Here is a 15,305-nt window from a genome sequence, read left to right as displayed (position 1 = left end):
TAGTCGTAGGTGCGCCGAAGAGCGTAGCACTTCCAGTCCAAGACACATCAGTACCAAAGAAACCTGGTTTTTTATCCTGATTAAAGACCTGAATACAGTATTTTCGTCCATCCAACCCGCTTTCAAGTGATTTACTTGGATAGCTTTCTATTTGCTGGTTCGTTAAGGGCAGGTATACCCATAGTTTGATTCTCGGTAACTTCTGTGTTCTTTCCTGGTATGTAAATATTCCAACTTACGCCGCCTAAATATGTCTTGATATATGAAATCAAGGCGTGGATAAATACAACGATGCCCAGCATTTCTAAAAACTCTTCAAGGGTCGTTACTATCACGTAGGATAGATTATTCCCCGGTCCCGTTGTATAAACTATGTATCCTGCTAGCATTTCCATTCCGATGGCTCCTCCAATATAAAGAGCGCCTGCTGCCACAAACAATTTTCTTGTAGAAACCGGAAGGTGGAACAGAAACTTACTGTAGGATAAGAGAAATATCGCTACTAGAAAACCCATCGGCACAACCCAATTAAAGTAAAGAAATCCTGTAGTATTTACCAGGCTTCGCATCGGGTTAGCAAGCTTTTCGTGCCATTGACTCACTTCGTCTAAAGATAGATATAAAAAGATGAAGGATAAAATTGTCCAGTGATGCTTGTAGCGACAACTATCCAAATTTTTCGCATGGGCGATCGCACCCAGCAAGAGAGAACCAAACAGCAATGCCAAAAATGAGTAGAATGTTGGAATGTTCCTCTCGTAATCAACGTTGAATCCGTTTGCCAAGAAGTCTCTAGACGGGTAATCGGGCAAGAAATACAAAGTCATCTGACCTAAGAAAGATAGTAAAACTAGACAGACCACCACTCGAAGCAGGAACTGGGTTACAGCCCCAGGAGTTAGGGAAATTTGGAATTTCATGTTTTTTTAACCTGAGTTTAAGGTAATCTTATCAAAGAAAATCTTTTTTGGGTAGATATACAGAAAAAAAGACTCATCCTGGTAAAAATCCTCTTTTTTTGCCGTAAGATTATCGTAGGATTAAGGAATTTAACAGACATCGATCGCCCTTAATTTTATTGTGGCTATATAAAAAACTTTTTGTTTCCTGATATGTAAATTAGATATCTCCCAAAATGAAGCTAAAATCCTTACTACGGTTGAGTCGATATCTAAATTCGATCGATGTCTGCCAGAAAAACTCGGTTTCAAGAAGCGGAGATTCCTCAGTACAGAGAATTTCTGTCATCAAAGGCGATCGCATCTCAATTGAGATTGACAACTATGAGAGGAAATAAGAGGTCGATCGCGATCGCGTGATTCGCCGCCATTTGTTAACCTAGACTCCCCCTAGCGAGAACAAAATATTTCCTTGTCAAAGTCAATTAGGTGTCAGTCAATTGCTTCTTTCCGAAGTTTTCGCTGCTTTTCTTATTTTTCGTACCTGCGCGGCGTGTAAACCCAAACATCTCCATATTTGCGGGGAATAATCCGAGTCTGACTCGAACCGACAATCACTAAAGTTCTCATGTCAGCGTCTTGCGGCTGGAATTCGCCGAGGGTGCAAACCCGCACAGATTGGCCGGGCCGGCCGAGGTTTCGCCCTAGTACGACGGGGGTTTTAGCATCGCGACTTTGCAACAAAATCTCGATCGCCCTTGCGAGTTGCCAAATCCGCTGTTTTGAGATGGGATTGTAAAATGCCATAACTAAATCGGCAGCAGCAGCAGCCGCAATCCGCTGTTCTATGACCTCCCAAGGCTTGAGAATATCCGAAAGCGAAATCACGCAAAAATCGTGTCCGAGGGGTGATCCGATCGCAGCAGCGGCCGCCTGCATGGCTGAAATGCCCGGTGCCACCCGAATATCGATGCCTTGCCATTCGGGTTTGGCATCAAAGTCGATCGCCTCAAACACCGCCGCCGCCATCGCAAAAATACCCGGATCTCCTGACGAAACCACGGCGACTGATTTGCCGGATGCTGCTAAATCTAGGGCAAAACGGGCGCGATCGATCTCTTCGCGGTTGTCGGAATCGTGCCGATTTTGCCCTTCCCGCAGGGTTCCAGCTAAGTCGAGATAAAATTTGTAACCCACCCAATCCGTGGCTTCGCGCAGAATTTCCTTAACTTCCGGGGACATCCAGGGCGCGCCTCCGGGGCCGGTACCGACGATCGCCAGTTTGCCGCGGCTAATTCCGATCGCCCTAGCATCAAAGGGTTGGGCGGCCAGGGCGATCGCGCAATTCAGTGCGTTTGGGCGATCGGACTCGATTAAGTGACTGTTGGCACCGGCTGCTGTCAGGGCAATTTGTGCGGCCTTATTTTCGATGAATTCAATTGAGTCTAATTCGACAAGTTCGGAGAGATTGAAAAAGCGGACGGGGACTTTAAAATATTGTGAAACTGCTTCAAGTGCCGGGTTTCCCATCTCCTGTTTTAATGCAAAAAATCCAGCAACAGAAGCTGCTGCTAAACCCGCGTTTTCCAACACTTGCTGGACAAATGAAACCGCTATTTCTGGCTCAATATTCGATAGCTTTGTCAGTGCAACTGCCACAATTTGCGGATGGTAAACTAAACAATCGGGCGTTGGCACAATTGCTTTTTCGGTGACGCGAATAGTCAATTTTGCGTCGGGGGCGATCCTCTTCGAGGGCTTCGCTAACGGCAAATTGCTCTCGGAAAGCCAGCTTGCAGCCCCTTCTAGGCGTACTTTGGCCCCGGCGAGCAAATTTGAAATAAAAGTCTTCGCGTCCTCTGGATTCGCTAAATAATAGCCTTGGGGAGGACTCAGCAGCGCGGTGCGAAAGCGGATATCTCCGGTGGTAGTAATTGCAGGTTGTACGCCCAGGGCTGCTGCAATCTCTCTGGCCAAATCATTAACGCCGTGCAAACCGCCCAGCAGGGGTACGACGGCGCTTCCGTCTTCTGCGACGGCTAAAACTGCCGGTTCGGCGCGTTTGTCTGACAGCAGCGGGGCGAGGGTACGGATGATTATTCCGGCGGCGCAGATGGCGATGATTGGGGTTTCTGTTGCAAACAATTCCCGCAATGTTTCGCCGAAGTTGCTAAAGTTGATGTCTGTGTTGGAAGTGCGATCGATTAAACCGTAAATCTGGGAACCGGGGAAATGTGCGGAGATTTTTTTGGCGATCGGCTGGCTGTTTTGACCTAAGATAACTATTGCGGGAGGAACTCGAACCATTTTAGATTTTAGATTTTAGATTTTATGAGAGTTGCGACGGAAATTAGGAATTGATAATTGATAATTGGTAATGTAGGGGCGGGTTCGCCAAGGTCTGCAATACAACACCCGAAATCTACTAAACCCGCCCCACCCCCACCGAGGATGCTATCTAATATAATATAACCTAATTAAAACAGGCTACAATCAATAAATATTTCGAGGTTTGGCTGTGAAACGCATTGTCTTAATTGCAGGGTTTGAATCTTTTAATGCTGATTTGTACCGGAAAGCTGCCGAGTTGGCTGTTTCTGGGTGTCAGGGATTGGAAGTGCGGGTTTTTAGCGATCGCGCCCTCGCAGACGAACCTGACGCTGTAGCAGCCGCCCTCTTGAATGCTGATGTGTTTTTCGGGAGTTTGCTGTTTGATTACGATGCGGTAATGTGGCTGCGGGAAAGGGTGCAGAATATTCCGATTCGCCTGGTTTTTGAGTCGGCTTTGGAATTGATGAGTCTTACTCAAATCGGTGCTTTTAAAATTGGCGACAAACCGAAGGGAATGCCGAAGCCTGTTAAGTTTATTCTGGATAAGTTCAGCAATGGGCGAGAAGAAGATAAGCTGGCTGGTTATATCAGCTTTTTGAAGGTTGGGCCGAAGTTATTGAAATATGTGCCGGTGCAAAAAGTGCAGGATTTGCGAAACTGGCTGATTATTTATGGTTACTGGAATGCGGGCGGTGCGGATAATGTTGTCTCGATGTTTTGGATTATTGCCGAAAAGTATTTGGGGCTGAAGGTTGCAGAAATTCCGCCGCCTGTGGAAACTCCCAATATGGGTTTATTGCATCCCGATTATAATGGTTATTTTGAATCGCCTCGGCAATATTTGGATTGGTATCTCGGTAATCAAAGTGCTAGGGGCGGGCAAGATGCCCGTTCCACTAAAGAGGCTAGACATCTTGATAGAAAGGCTTATAACGGGCAAGATGCCCGTTCCACAAAATTTGAGACTAATTTGTCTGAAAATTTAGACCGGGTTTCTAACGGGCAAGATGCCCGTTCCACAAAATTTGAGACCAATTGGTCTCAAAATTCTGACAGAGGAAAATCCCCTGTTGTGGGCATCTTGCTTTACCGCAAACACGTTATCACCAAGCAGCCTTATATTCCTCAATTAATTCGCTATTTTGAAGGTGCGGGAATTGTGCCTTTGCCGATTTTTATCAATGGCGTTGAAGGCCATGTGGCGGTGCGAGATTGGATGACGACTGCTGATGAAACTGCGCGGCGAAAACAAGGCAATATTGAAACTCTTTCGCTTTCTAAAGATGCTGTGGAAGTTGATGCGATTGTTTCTACTATTGGCTTTCCTTTGGTTGGCGGGCCTGCTGGTTCGATGGAGGGTGGAAGGCAGGTGGAAGTTGCTAAGCGCATTTTAACTGCTAAAAATGTACCTTATTTTGTGTCCGCACCTCTGCTGATTCAGGATATCCATTCTTGGACTCGTCAGGGGATTGGAGGTTTGCAAAGTGTGGTATTGTATGCTTTGCCTGAGTTGGATGGTGCGATCGATCCAGTGCCCCTGGGCGGTTTGGTGGGTGAGGATATTTATCTCGTGCCCGATCGCGCGAAACGCCTGACAAGTAGAATTAACAATTGGGTGAAACTACGTCAAACTCCGCCATCTGAAAGGAAAATTGCGATTATTCTCTACGGGTTTCCTCCCGGTTACGGGGCGGCGGGTACGGCTGCTTTATTAAATGTACCGAAATCGCTGCTAAATTTCCTGCACAAACTTCAAGCGGCAGGTTATACAGTTGGAGAAATTCCGGCTGACGGTGAGGAGTTAATTCGCAGGGTGAAAGAGGCGGATGAAGCTACTTGTGAGGGGCAAGATGCCCGTTCCACAAAAGAGACTGTTAATGTCAAAACTTTAGAAAGATGGCTGGGCTATCTGTTAACAACTCGTATCGAAAAACAGTGGAAATCTCTGACTGGTACTGGGATTAAGACAGAGGGCGACGAGTTCCAAATCGGCGGCATTCAACTGGGGAATGTTTGGATAGGTTTGCAGCCGCCGCTGGGAATTTCGGGCGATCCGATGCGCTTAATGTTCGATCGCGATTTGACGCCTCACCCTCAATACGCTGCTTTTTACAAGTGGCTGCAAAATGATTTGCAAGCTGATGCTGTGGTTCACTTCGGAATGCACGGCACTGTGGAATGGTTGCCGGGATCTCCTCTGGGAAATACTGGCTATTCTTGGTCGGATATTCTGTTGGGAAGTTTGCCCAATCTTTATATCTATGCTGCCAACAATCCCTCGGAATCGATGTTGGCAAAACGGCGCGGTTACGGTGTTTTGATTTCTCACAACGTGCCGCCATACGGCCGCGCGGGCTTGTACAAGGAATTGATGGCTTTGCGGGATTTGATTGCGGAATATCGGGAAGATACGGCAAAGAATTATGTGCTGAAAGAGGCTATTTGCAAGAAAGTTTTAGATAGCGGTTTGGAGGCTGATTGTCCGTTTGATGATGCTCGAAAATTGGGGATTGCTTTTAGTTTTGAGAATGTGGGAATGTTCAGTGCTGATGCTTTTAACCGCTATTTGGTGAAGCTTTATGAGTATTTGCAGGTGGTGGAATGTCGCTTGTTTTCTTCTGGTTTGCACGTTCTCGGCGAACCGCCTAATTCTGAGGAAATGACCTCTTATCTTGAGGCTTATTTTGGGGAGAGGTTATCAGAGGAACAGGTGAAAGCAATTGTTTGGCAAACCAACACAGGCAAGATGCCTGTGCCACAAACCAGCACAGGCAAGATGCCTGTGCCACAAACCAGCACAGGCAAGATGCCTGTGCCACAAATCAGCACAGGCAAGATGCCTGTGCCACAAGAGGGGTTGGATGGGGTTTTTGAGGAGGGCTTGCTAGTTAGGGATTTGTTGTTGCAAACGACGGATGAGTTGACTAATCTTTTGCGGGGTTTGAATGGGGAATATATTTTGCCGGCACCGGGTGGGGATTTGTTGCGGGATGGGGCTGGGGTGTTGCCAACTGGCAGGAATATTCACGCTTTAGATCCTTATCGGATGCCTTCTCCTGCTGCTTATGAAAGGGGGCGCGAAATTGCTCGGAAAATTATTGAGAAGCACGTTAAAGAACAGGGTAAATATCCTGAGACTGTGGCGGTGATGTTGTGGGGTTTGGATGCGATTAAAACCCGGGGCGAATCTATTGGAATTCTGCTAGAATTGGTGGGTGCTGAACCTCTTAAAGAAGGTACTGGTCGCATTGTTCGCTATGAGTTAAAACCGTTAGCTGATGTCGGTCATCCCCGGATTGATGTGTTGGGAAATCTTTCGGGGATTTTCCGTGATAGCTTTGTGAATATTATTGAATTGTTGGATGATTTGTTCGTGCGGGCGGCGGATGCTGATGAACCGGAAGCGGATAATTTTATTCGCAAACACGCTTTAATTTTGCAGGCAAAAGGTGTGCAGAATTATTCGGCAAGGTTGTTTTCTAATCCGGCTGGGGATTTTGGTTCTTTGGTTAACGATAGGGTTGTTGATGGTAGTTGGGAATCGGGGGATGAGTTGGGGAAAACTTGGGAAAGTCGCAATGTTTTTAGTTACGGGAGGAAGGATAAGGGGGAAGCGAGGCCGGAGGTTTTGACTCAGTTGTTGCAAGGGTGCGATCGCATAATTCAAGAAATTGATTCTGTTGAATACGGTTTGACTGATATTCAAGAGTATTATGCGAATACTGGCGGTTTGAAGAAAGCCGCAGAAAAGCAGCGTGGCAAAAAGGTTAACACGAGTTTTGTAGAAAGTTTTTCTCAGGATACAACTCCGCGCAATTTAGAAGATTTGCTGCGCTTGGAATATCGAACTAAGTTGCTAAATCCTAAGTGGGCTAACGCGATGGCAAATCAAGGTTCTGGCGGCGCTTATGAAATTTCGCAGCGGATGACGGCGTTAATTGGTTGGGGCGGAACGGCTGATTTTACTGATAGTTGGGTGTACGATCAGGCTGCTGATACTTATGCTTTGGATGAAGAGATGGCGAAGAAGTTGCGGGAGGCTAATCCTGAAGCTTTTCGCAATATTGTAGGGCGAATGTTGGAGGCTAACGGGCGGGGTTTTTGGCAGCCGGATGCGGATAAGTTGCAGCAGTTGCGCGAGTTGTATGAGTTGACTGATGAGAAAATTGAAGGGGTGACAGTGTAGTTTTTTTACTCTAAATATTTAACTGGTTCCTAGGCTCTGCCTGGGAACCGATACCCAGAGGCTCTGCCTCGCGCTTCCATGAAAATTGGAGGCAGAGCCTCCGGATCTGCGTTACCAGGCTCTGCCTGGTAACGAGCTGGGGGGGTAACAACCAGCCTGAAACCCATACCTTTGTAAGGATTGAGCCAATTCGCTGCTCAAAAAAGATAGGCAGCATAATTGTTACACGCTTGCCTATCTACAAAATAATGATACCAACATTCTACCTCATTCATTTAAAAAAACAACTAAGTTCAGCTCAATTTAAACTGATTGGAATCTTGCTACCCTTGATACAATCAGAAAAACAAGTGAGATTAAAACGGCTCTCGCGGGTAGTTCCCTATCCAATTACAACAGAAAGTCGGCGTAGAAAACTACAAAGGTTTCTCGACTTGCCGAACTTAACTATCTCACTAATTTGGTTCCCATTAATTACTTATTGGTTGATTACTTATTGCCGTGTTGGTCAAACTTTATCAAGATCAATCGACCGCAGTCAATGGGGCCGCCTTAATCTCTTTATGGTTAGCCTGAGCTGGGAGCGAAGAGCAATTCCATTATACTGGTCACTGTTGCAAAAATTGGGAAACACTAGCTTCGAGTCACAGACTACCAATTTACAGCAAGTTTTACCATTATTTTCAAAATATAAAGTCATCGTTTTAGGAGACCGTGAATTTTGTTCTGTCGATTTGGGAAACTGGCTGAGGGAAAAGGGTGTATCTTTTTGTTTAAGACTGAAAAAGAATCATCTTAATCGAAACGTAATATTTAGTTTTGCAACGGTTAGATGAATTAGGAATAGTACCAGGCACCTCTTTATATTTTCAAGGTAAAAGAGTGAGAAAAACTCAGCCTGCTACTGGATTTGATGTTGCTTGTAAGTGGAAAAGAAACTACGGGGGATGGAAAGTGGATGAAGCATGGTTTATTCTCACAGATTTAGGGTCATTGCCGGCAGCCATCAATGCTTATAAGCAGCGGATGGGTATTGAAGAACTGTTCCGAGACTGTAAAACAGGAGGCTACGATCTTGAAGGAACTAGCTTAAAAGGAGACCGACTTATTACCATGATTTTGCTCATGACGCGATCCTACAGTTCGGGAATATTTCAAGGCACGGAAATGAGCAAAAAATGAGGGAGGGGGCTTTAGGTACTAATTTTTATAAATTTCAGTGAAAATACTGAGGTTTGTAGCTGTAGTTTGTGAAACCGAACCTGTTAAAATAATATTACCATCTGGATGAGTTTTCAATTAAAAAAGTTTGGGTTTTGACTGCGGGCGATCGCGGAATGCTGGGAGATGGTTGTGTAGCGGCTAGAAGTATAAATCGGGGGATTCACCATGAGCAACGACGCTTTTGAAGTCCAGGTGCAACATTTTGCAGCGCTTAAGTCCAAGTATCAAGCAACAAAATATGAAGATTCATCTCCCTCTAGTCTTCTGTATCTCATTCTGCGAAAAGCTGATTTAGAATTGGAAATTACTAAATTTGAGTGGATTTGGTTACAAGAGCATGAGCTTTTGGAAACAAGAAAAGCTATCGAGCAAGAGCCACAACGTAAGAAGGAAGAACCCAAAAAACTAGATGCTAAATTTTCTCAACTCAAGTCTAAGTTTAAAGTAACCAGAGGGGTACCCATGTCCAGTGCTTTGTATCCTATCCTTTGGAAACTTGAATCAGAAAATCAGCTAACTAACTTAGAAGTTAAATATCTCCAACAAGTACACGGGCTTACTGAAACAGTTGCTATCGTTGAAGATATGGCGCGATTTGCTGCACTAAAGGCTAAGTACCGAGCAACAAAACATCAAGACTCATTGCCTGAAAGTCATCTCTATCAAATTTTGAATAAACTAGAAGCTGAAAAACCGTTAAATGATTCAGAGGTTAAATGGCTGAAGAAACAAGAACTATTTGACACCCTGGGAATTCTTCAAGAAAAAGAAGCTGTAAGAGAAGCTGAGTTTGCCCAACTCAAGGATAAGTACAAAGCTAGTGAATACCCAGAAACATCTGTATCAAGTCCGTTGTATCCCATCCTGAAAAATCTTGAGGCAGATAAGCAGTTGAGCGAGTCAGAACTTAACTGGCTGGAAGAGCATCAACTTAGCGAAACGCTTAGCATTGTTTTGGAGATGGAACAAACACGGCACTTTGCTGAACTGAAAGTTAAGTATAAAGCTACTCAATCTGAGGATTTATCACGATCGAGCCATCTTTATAAAGTTCTCAAGAAAATTGATTTAGACCATCAGCTAGGTGAGCAGGATATTAACTTTCTGAAAAAGCGTAAACTGACTGAGACAATGACTGTTGCTATTAAAAAATATGTTGCTACTCTGAAGTCTAAGATTCAATCGGGAGAGCAGTTGAGTGAGGCTGATATTGATTGGTTACAAAAGTTACAAAAGAATGAACGTGAGGATGTAATTACTTTTGCTATTGACAAATATGCTGCTAGTCTGAAATCCAAAATCCAATCTGGAGAGCAGTTGAGTGAGGCTGATTTTGATTGGGTAAAACAGAATGGACGTGATGATGTAATTACCTTTGCTATTGAAAACTATGTTGTTGATCTGAAAATAAAAATCCAATTGGGAGAGCATTTAAGTGAGGCTGATATTGATTGGCTGAAACAGAATGGACGTGAGGATGTAATTACTTTTGCCCAAGAAAATGAATTTGCTGCTCTCAAGGTCAAGTATCGGATTATAGATCGTGATTTCCCTTTCGATCCGTTTTACGCAATCATGGTAAAATTGGAGAAAGAAGAGCGTCTAGATCCTGTGTTAGTTGTTCAGTTAATACAACAGAAACTTTTAGCTAGTCATGGAAAGATTGCTATGGCATACCACAGGCTTGAAGCGCTTTTCTACCAGCAGGAATATGAGCGCACTGGAAATAAATGGAACTTGCCAAACGCCAGCAGTCATTGGCGCAAGGCAGATGAACCGGAAAGTGCCTTGAAAGTGACAGAAAATCTGGACTTCGACCAAATCAAAGAAAATAAGCTCAAGTCAGCTTTGCTAACAACGAGGGGCGGTGCTTTCCGAGATATTGATAAATTAGGTGATGCTGAAAAGTCTGCGCTCAAAGCTATTGAGTATCAGCCTCAGAGTCATCACCCTTACACTTTGATGGGAGCTATTTGTTTTGAGCGGGGTCAATATTCACAGGGCGATGATTGGTTTAACAAGGCAATTAAACGCGGTGCTGAATCAGAAGATATAGATTCCGAACTCAAGCAGGTTGTCAAAAATGCTAAAGATGAGAAGCGTCGGGAAGTTGTGGAATATCTGCTGAAAAAAAATCCGCAGCGGTATGCTTGGGCTAAGTTTTATCGGAAGCGCCAAGGCGGTGAGGATGCACAGCGCAAGAATTCCTAGCGCGGGTATGGAGTCGAGTTTTTGGCCGATTCGACTCTTTAACCAAGACAGTCCTACTTCGAGCAGGGTAAGCTTTTCAAGTTAATCGCCGCGCCTCACCCACGCTGCAAAAAGTTCGATCGCGCGATCGACCCAACCTACAATTACAATAGTCACGGTAAAGCTTACAAATAAATGGCATTAGAACTAATTCAGGCTGTCGAACAAGCAGATTCTTCCGAGGGCTTGTTAAACGCAGTCAAAGCACTGGCGGCAGCTTCCTCAAAACAAGCAATTCCTACCTTAATTACAGTGCTCGGTTACAACAACCCAGGCGCCGCTGTTGCCGCCGTTGACGGGCTGATTCAACTCGGAGAAGCTGCGGTGCTGCCGCTTCTAGAACAGCTTGACGGCTACAATTACGGGGCGAGAGCTTGGGCTGTTCGGGCTTTGGCGGGAATTGGCGACCCCAGGGGTTTGGAGATTTTGCTGGATGCAGCGGCGAATGACTTTGCTTTGAGCGTGCGGCGGGCGGCGGTTAGGGGTTTGGGGACGATTTGCTGGGAATTGATGCCGGCAGAACAAATTGCAGATGCTCAACTTCGCGCTGTGAAAACGCTACTGCAAGCGTCCCGAGATCCAGAATGGGTGGTGCGCTACGCAGCAGCGGGGGGTTTGCAAGCTTTGGCGGGTGCTGCGACTGTTAAACCGGATTGGTTAGCGGAAGTTTCGGCCAGACTTGAGGAAATCACCCAAAGCGATGAAACTACTTCAGTTAAGGCTCGGGCTTTGCTTGCTAAGAAAATATTGTCACTTGGCTAGGGTTTGGGCGATCGTCTCTTCCAAGTCCCCTTGAGTGAGAGTCGTTAATATAAAGACTTCTTGTACGGTTTTGCCCTGTCTGGCGATGATTTTAAATCCCCCGCGGATGGGTACTGACACTCTTAATGTCATGCGGGGGATGTGTCCTTTAACTTTGTTGATGACCCCAGGTGTGACTGTTTGAATGCCCATTTTTAGGGTGAGGCGCTCTAAAATTGGTATCAAACCGGGAAGGTGGGTAGAGTGATTCCAAACAAGGCGGCCTTTGGGTTGTGCGTTCATAAATATTTAACCAAATTCAACATACCCAGTCTAAGCCACCCCTGGGGGGAACCAATTTGAAATTCCCTCAACTTATGTATCCATAACGTTACTGTGCGTGTCATTGCGAGCAAACCGAGGCAATCTCAAACCGAGATTTTTGATTGCTGGCGCGCAAGCTGAGATTTGATGGCACAGAATTGTCCTGTACTTTTTGATGTTGTGGGTTGCTAACTGTCGGTTTTTCTAGTTGAGTGGCGATCGCCCCGAGGATTTCTGCTAGGCTGCAAGGTTTCTGGAGATAGCCGTCTGCTTTGAGTTCCAGGGCTTTTTCCATTTCGGAGGCTGTCATAAAAATAAACGGAATGCTGGCAGTTGCAGGGTGCGATCGCACGGCTGCGAATACTTCAAAACCGTTTAGTTCCGGCATCATGACATCAGACAAAATTAAATCGGGAATTTGGGCAGCTAACTGGATACCAACTTTTCCATTTTCAGCGCCTACAGCTTCAAAACCGCGCGATGCCAGAAGTTCTAATACGGTTTCTCGAATTAAGTTATTGTCTTCAATTACTAATATTTTGGTCATTGTTGTTACTTTTATGTTGGTTTTATTTTTACTTGTATGTTAAATTTATACCACCCGTATTTTCATAAATTCAAGTGGGCTATTGCAGCGACCCAGTTTTCGCAGCGCCCAAGCGATCGCGCTTCATCAAAATCTTTCATAAATCACTAAAACAGATTAAGAAAAATATCATGAAATTTATCAGCCCTAAAACAGACTTTGCCTTCAAAAAAATCTTTGGTTCCACCGACAGCCAAGACATCCTCATCAGCTTCTTAAATGCTCTAATTTACGCCGGTGAGCCAATCATCCAAGACTTGCAAATTATTGACCCTTACTCGGCTGCTACCGTTAGCGGACTCAAAGATAGTTATTTGGATGTCAAAGCTCGAATTACCGGCAACAAGACGGTAATTATTGAAATGCAAGTTCTGAATGTAGCCGCTTTTGAAAAACGAGTCATCTACAACTTAGCCAAAACCTATGCCAACCAACTCAAAATTAGAGAAGGTTATCCGAGATTAAAACCAGTAATTGCTTTGACGATTACCGATTTTGAAATGTTTAAAGAACAACCTGATGTTATTTCTCATTTCGTTTTCAAAGAAAAAGAGAAACTATTTGATTATCCCCATCTCCAAGTAGAAATGTTTTTTGTCGAGTTGCCGAAGTTCAAAAAAGAGTTAGATGAACTCACAAGTTTGACTGATAAATGGATTTATTTTATGAAGCACACTCCCGATCTAGAAACAATCCCAGCCACAATGGAAACAGTTCCAGAACTAGAAAAAGCTTTTCAAATTGCCAATGAAGCTAACTTAAGCTTGAAAGAGTTCCAGGATATGGAAGCCCAAGAAGCGGCGATCGAAGAACAGCGGGGAATAGTTTCTAGAGGTATAGAAGAAGGTTTGGAGCGAGCTAGGGCTCAATTGATGCAAGAAGGCCGTCAAGCAGGGATGCAAGAAGGCCGTCAAGCAGGGATGCAAGAAGGCCGTCAAGCAGGGATGCAAGAAGGCCGTCAAGCAGGGATGCAAGAAGGGATTAGAGCAGGTCAAAGAGCATTAATTTTGCGTCTGCTGGAGCGACGAGTAGGAGCCGTAAATCCCGATGTAGTTTCGCGGATTGGGGAATTATCGGTTGAGCAATTAGAGAGTTTGGTAGAGGAGGTAGTCGGATTTTCTAGTTTATCCGATTTAATGGTTTGGTTGGATAGAGCAGAATAAGAGAGAGAGCGATCGCTGTGAGGTTTTTTAGGTCGATCTACTTATAAACAGCGATATTCACAAATTTCGGGCGATCGGGTAAAATATAACTTAGTGTATCGCTATTAAGTGAGGAAAAAGATATGTCAGAATTTCTCGACTTTCTCCGACATCAGTTTGCCTACGTTGCCATTGGCGAATTTAAACCCGGAAAATTTGAAGCTGCAGAACAACTTTTTGAAAAAGCCGTTGCAACTTATGCCACAGGTTTTAAGGGAGCATACCTGCTGCAATTGCCCAATACAGACAAAGGTATTGCCATCATTTTTTGGGAAAGCGTAGAAGATATGGCAGCCAATCAAAGCGAAGCTTATCAGGAAATATTGAAGCAGATGGCGCCTTTGTTTGCGAAAATACCAGACACTGATGTTTATGAAATAGTCAGTGAAATTCAGCCCAAAGGTGAATAATTAAAAATCATGCAACCGGCGCGTCATTCCCATTCCCATCGGCGTCTTTCGCCCGACTCCGCTGTAAAGCGCAAAATCTGCTAAAGTGTTAATTTGCTTGATAGTAGCAGGAGCTATATCTCCCATAATTCGGTAACTAATATCGCCGACGCAGCCAATAAATTTACTGCGAGAATCCGTACTAACTTCTGTTCTGATATCGAAGAAACTGGGAAAAATAGCTTCTGTGAAAGTAGGTTCGATCGCAATCCGGCTGTACTTGTTCCAGCGATTAGCTAAACTGCCAAAAATACTTTCTCTAGTTGGCATAGCACTATCGTATACACCTTGCCTAAAATTAGTAGGAGTGCAAAAACTAAAAGCAATTTGGCGCTCAGTTTCCGAAGCTCTATCGAACAATTCGGCGTAAGTACAAAAGTTGACCCACGGCTGGTTTGATTGCGGTTCGCTCAAAATATTAGTAATGTATATATTTGTCGGGCCGAGATGCCAAGGGCGAGCGAAATTAAGTTGCTGCCAAAGTTGAGTTAGGCGATCGAACAAACCGTCATCCAGCAGAGAAATCCGCCACCAAATCGGCGTATTTTCCTGAATTGCTTGCTTGTGTTCCCACTGTACAGCCGGAGATATTGTGCGGGAAGCCGGAGGCAAAACTCTCTTTTGTGGCTGGGGCGTGGTGCTTTTGTAAGCCTCTTTTCTGCTTACTTGAAAAGGGCTTAAAGTGAAAGCTTTTTCATGAGATTGGTCGTGCAGGTACGCGCTCAAATCGCTGTCTACAGCACTCACAAGGTTCAAAAACAAAGCGTGGAGATGCCGCCCCGTTAAAAACTGAGATGGAATTGGTGCAACTGGCAGCAGGTTTAAAACAAGGCTGTGGGGCATTTTTAAATTCTATACAGTGTCTGTATCGCCTTTCTCAGTAACATGAGGTGCTCTGGCGAGCATAGGGCATAGGGCATAGGGCATAGGGCATAGGGCATAGGGCATAGGGCATAGGGCATAGGACTCACCCCATACCTCACCACGCTTGAGAACCGCTATATATATGTTCAGCTAGTATTAATATTACAGCTACGGATCGCGAATTAAATAACTTACAATTTTAATTGTTATTGTGGGATGGGCGTCCCGCCCGTCCTTTTTGGACGGGCG

Annotated in this window: 12 protein-coding genes; 7 read left to right on the top strand and 5 right to left on the bottom strand. The window is 44.8% G+C overall.

The features are described 5' to 3' along the window. Positions 1-131: 131 nt before the first annotated feature. Positions 132-920 carry a hypothetical protein gene (locus QUA00_RS27550; protein ID WP_333411843.1) on the bottom strand — a complete coding sequence of 263 codons (789 nt, stop codon included), beginning with the start codon at positions 918-920 and terminating at the stop codon, positions 132-134. A gap of 264 nt (positions 921-1,184) precedes the next feature. On the opposite strand from QUA00_RS27550, the gene QUA00_RS27545 reads away from it, so the two are divergent. Beyond that, on the top strand, positions 1,185-1,319 hold the full coding sequence (locus tag QUA00_RS27545) for a hypothetical protein (protein ID WP_333411842.1): 135 nt from the start codon (positions 1,185-1,187) through the stop codon (positions 1,317-1,319). Positions 1,320-1,430: 111 nt separating this feature from the next. Here QUA00_RS27545 and cobJ read toward each other — a convergent pair whose 3' ends face one another. Next, positions 1,431-3,206 carry a precorrin-3B C(17)-methyltransferase gene (gene cobJ, locus QUA00_RS27540; RefSeq protein ID WP_333411841.1) on the bottom strand — a complete coding sequence of 592 codons (1,776 nt, stop codon included), beginning with the start codon at positions 3,204-3,206 and terminating at the stop codon, positions 1,431-1,433. Between the two features lie 211 nt (positions 3,207-3,417). Here cobJ and bchH point away from each other — a divergent pair, with 211 nt between their 5' ends. The 4 genes from bchH to QUA00_RS27520 all read left to right on the top strand — a co-directional run bounded on the left by bchH (position 3,418) and on the right by QUA00_RS27520 (position 11,652). Then, positions 3,418-7,416, top strand: a complete 3,999-nt coding sequence (gene bchH / locus QUA00_RS27535) for a magnesium chelatase subunit H (RefSeq protein ID WP_333411840.1) — start codon at positions 3,418-3,420, stop codon at positions 7,414-7,416. An 819-nt stretch (positions 7,417-8,235) separates the two neighbouring features. After that, the gene (locus QUA00_RS27530) at positions 8,236-8,598 is read left to right on the top strand and encodes a transposase (RefSeq protein WP_333300904.1); all 363 of its coding nucleotides are present in this window, start codon (positions 8,236-8,238) and stop codon (positions 8,596-8,598) included. A 207-nt stretch (positions 8,599-8,805) separates the two neighbouring features. Beyond that, positions 8,806-10,851 (top strand): hypothetical protein, encoded by a 2,046-nt coding sequence (locus tag QUA00_RS27525; RefSeq protein WP_333411839.1) that lies wholly within the window; start codon positions 8,806-8,808, stop codon positions 10,849-10,851. Positions 10,852-11,025: 174 nt separating this feature from the next. Next, positions 11,026-11,652 (top strand): HEAT repeat domain-containing protein, encoded by a 627-nt coding sequence (locus tag QUA00_RS27520; RefSeq protein WP_333144465.1) that lies wholly within the window; start codon positions 11,026-11,028, stop codon positions 11,650-11,652. Here the strand turns inward: QUA00_RS27520 and QUA00_RS27515 are convergent. Continuing rightward, positions 11,641-11,934: a DUF2103 domain-containing protein gene (locus QUA00_RS27515; protein WP_333144464.1), complete on the bottom strand. Its 294-nt coding sequence runs from the start codon at positions 11,932-11,934 to the stop codon at positions 11,641-11,643. The genes QUA00_RS27520 and QUA00_RS27515 overlap by 12 nt on opposite strands. Positions 11,935-12,034: 100 nt before the next feature. Next, positions 12,035-12,502 (bottom strand): response regulator, encoded by a 468-nt coding sequence (locus QUA00_RS27510; protein ID WP_333411838.1) that lies wholly within the window; start codon positions 12,500-12,502, stop codon positions 12,035-12,037. A 170-nt stretch (positions 12,503-12,672) separates the two neighbouring features. On the opposite strand from QUA00_RS27510, the gene QUA00_RS27505 reads away from it, so the two are divergent. Further along, positions 12,673-13,704, top strand: a complete 1,032-nt coding sequence (locus tag QUA00_RS27505; RefSeq protein ID WP_333411837.1) for an Rpn family recombination-promoting nuclease/putative transposase — start codon at positions 12,673-12,675, stop codon at positions 13,702-13,704. 122 nt (positions 13,705-13,826) lie between these two features. Further along, positions 13,827-14,153 carry an antibiotic biosynthesis monooxygenase gene (locus QUA00_RS27500; RefSeq protein ID WP_333107428.1) on the top strand — a complete coding sequence of 109 codons (327 nt, stop codon included), beginning with the start codon at positions 13,827-13,829 and terminating at the stop codon, positions 14,151-14,153. On the opposite strand, the gene cas6 is transcribed toward QUA00_RS27500, so the two are convergent. After that, positions 14,154-15,035 carry a CRISPR-associated endoribonuclease Cas6 gene (gene cas6, locus QUA00_RS27495; protein ID WP_333411836.1) on the bottom strand — a complete coding sequence of 294 codons (882 nt, stop codon included), beginning with the start codon at positions 15,033-15,035 and terminating at the stop codon, positions 14,154-14,156. Positions 15,036-15,305 lie beyond the last annotated feature (270 nt).

Source organism: Microcoleus sp. T2B6 (assembly GCF_036700475.1).
Classification (GTDB): Bacteria; Cyanobacteriota; Cyanobacteriia; order Cyanobacteriales; family Microcoleaceae; genus Microcoleus.
Note: the sequence above shows the minus strand (reverse complement) of the source record. Positions and strands in the feature narration are given on the sequence as shown.

Bases quoted from the DNA above. Each gene is read 5' to 3' on its own strand.
- QUA00_RS27505 (WP_333411837.1), top strand. From the start codon at position 12,673: ATGAAATTTATCAGCCCTAAAACAGACTTTGCCTTCAAAAAAATCTTT.
- QUA00_RS27515 (WP_333144464.1), bottom strand. From the start codon at position 11,934: ATGAACGCACAACCCAAAGGCCGCCTTGTTTGGAATCACTCTACCCAC.
- cobJ (WP_333411841.1), bottom strand. From the start codon at position 3,206: ATGGTTCGAGTTCCTCCCGCAATAGTTATCTTAGGTCAAAACAGCCAG.
- QUA00_RS27510 (WP_333411838.1), bottom strand. From the start codon at position 12,502: ATGACCAAAATATTAGTAATTGAAGACAATAACTTAATTCGAGAAACC.
- cas6 (WP_333411836.1), bottom strand. From the start codon at position 15,035: ATGCCCCACAGCCTTGTTTTAAACCTGCTGCCAGTTGCACCAATTCCA.
- QUA00_RS27525 (WP_333411839.1), top strand. From the start codon at position 8,806: ATGAGCAACGACGCTTTTGAAGTCCAGGTGCAACATTTTGCAGCGCTT.
- QUA00_RS27545 (WP_333411842.1), top strand. From the start codon at position 1,185: ATGTCTGCCAGAAAAACTCGGTTTCAAGAAGCGGAGATTCCTCAGTAC.
- QUA00_RS27500 (WP_333107428.1), top strand. From the start codon at position 13,827: ATGTCAGAATTTCTCGACTTTCTCCGACATCAGTTTGCCTACGTTGCC.
- QUA00_RS27520 (WP_333144465.1), top strand. From the start codon at position 11,026: ATGGCATTAGAACTAATTCAGGCTGTCGAACAAGCAGATTCTTCCGAG.
- QUA00_RS27550 (WP_333411843.1), bottom strand. From the start codon at position 920: ATGAAATTCCAAATTTCCCTAACTCCTGGGGCTGTAACCCAGTTCCTG.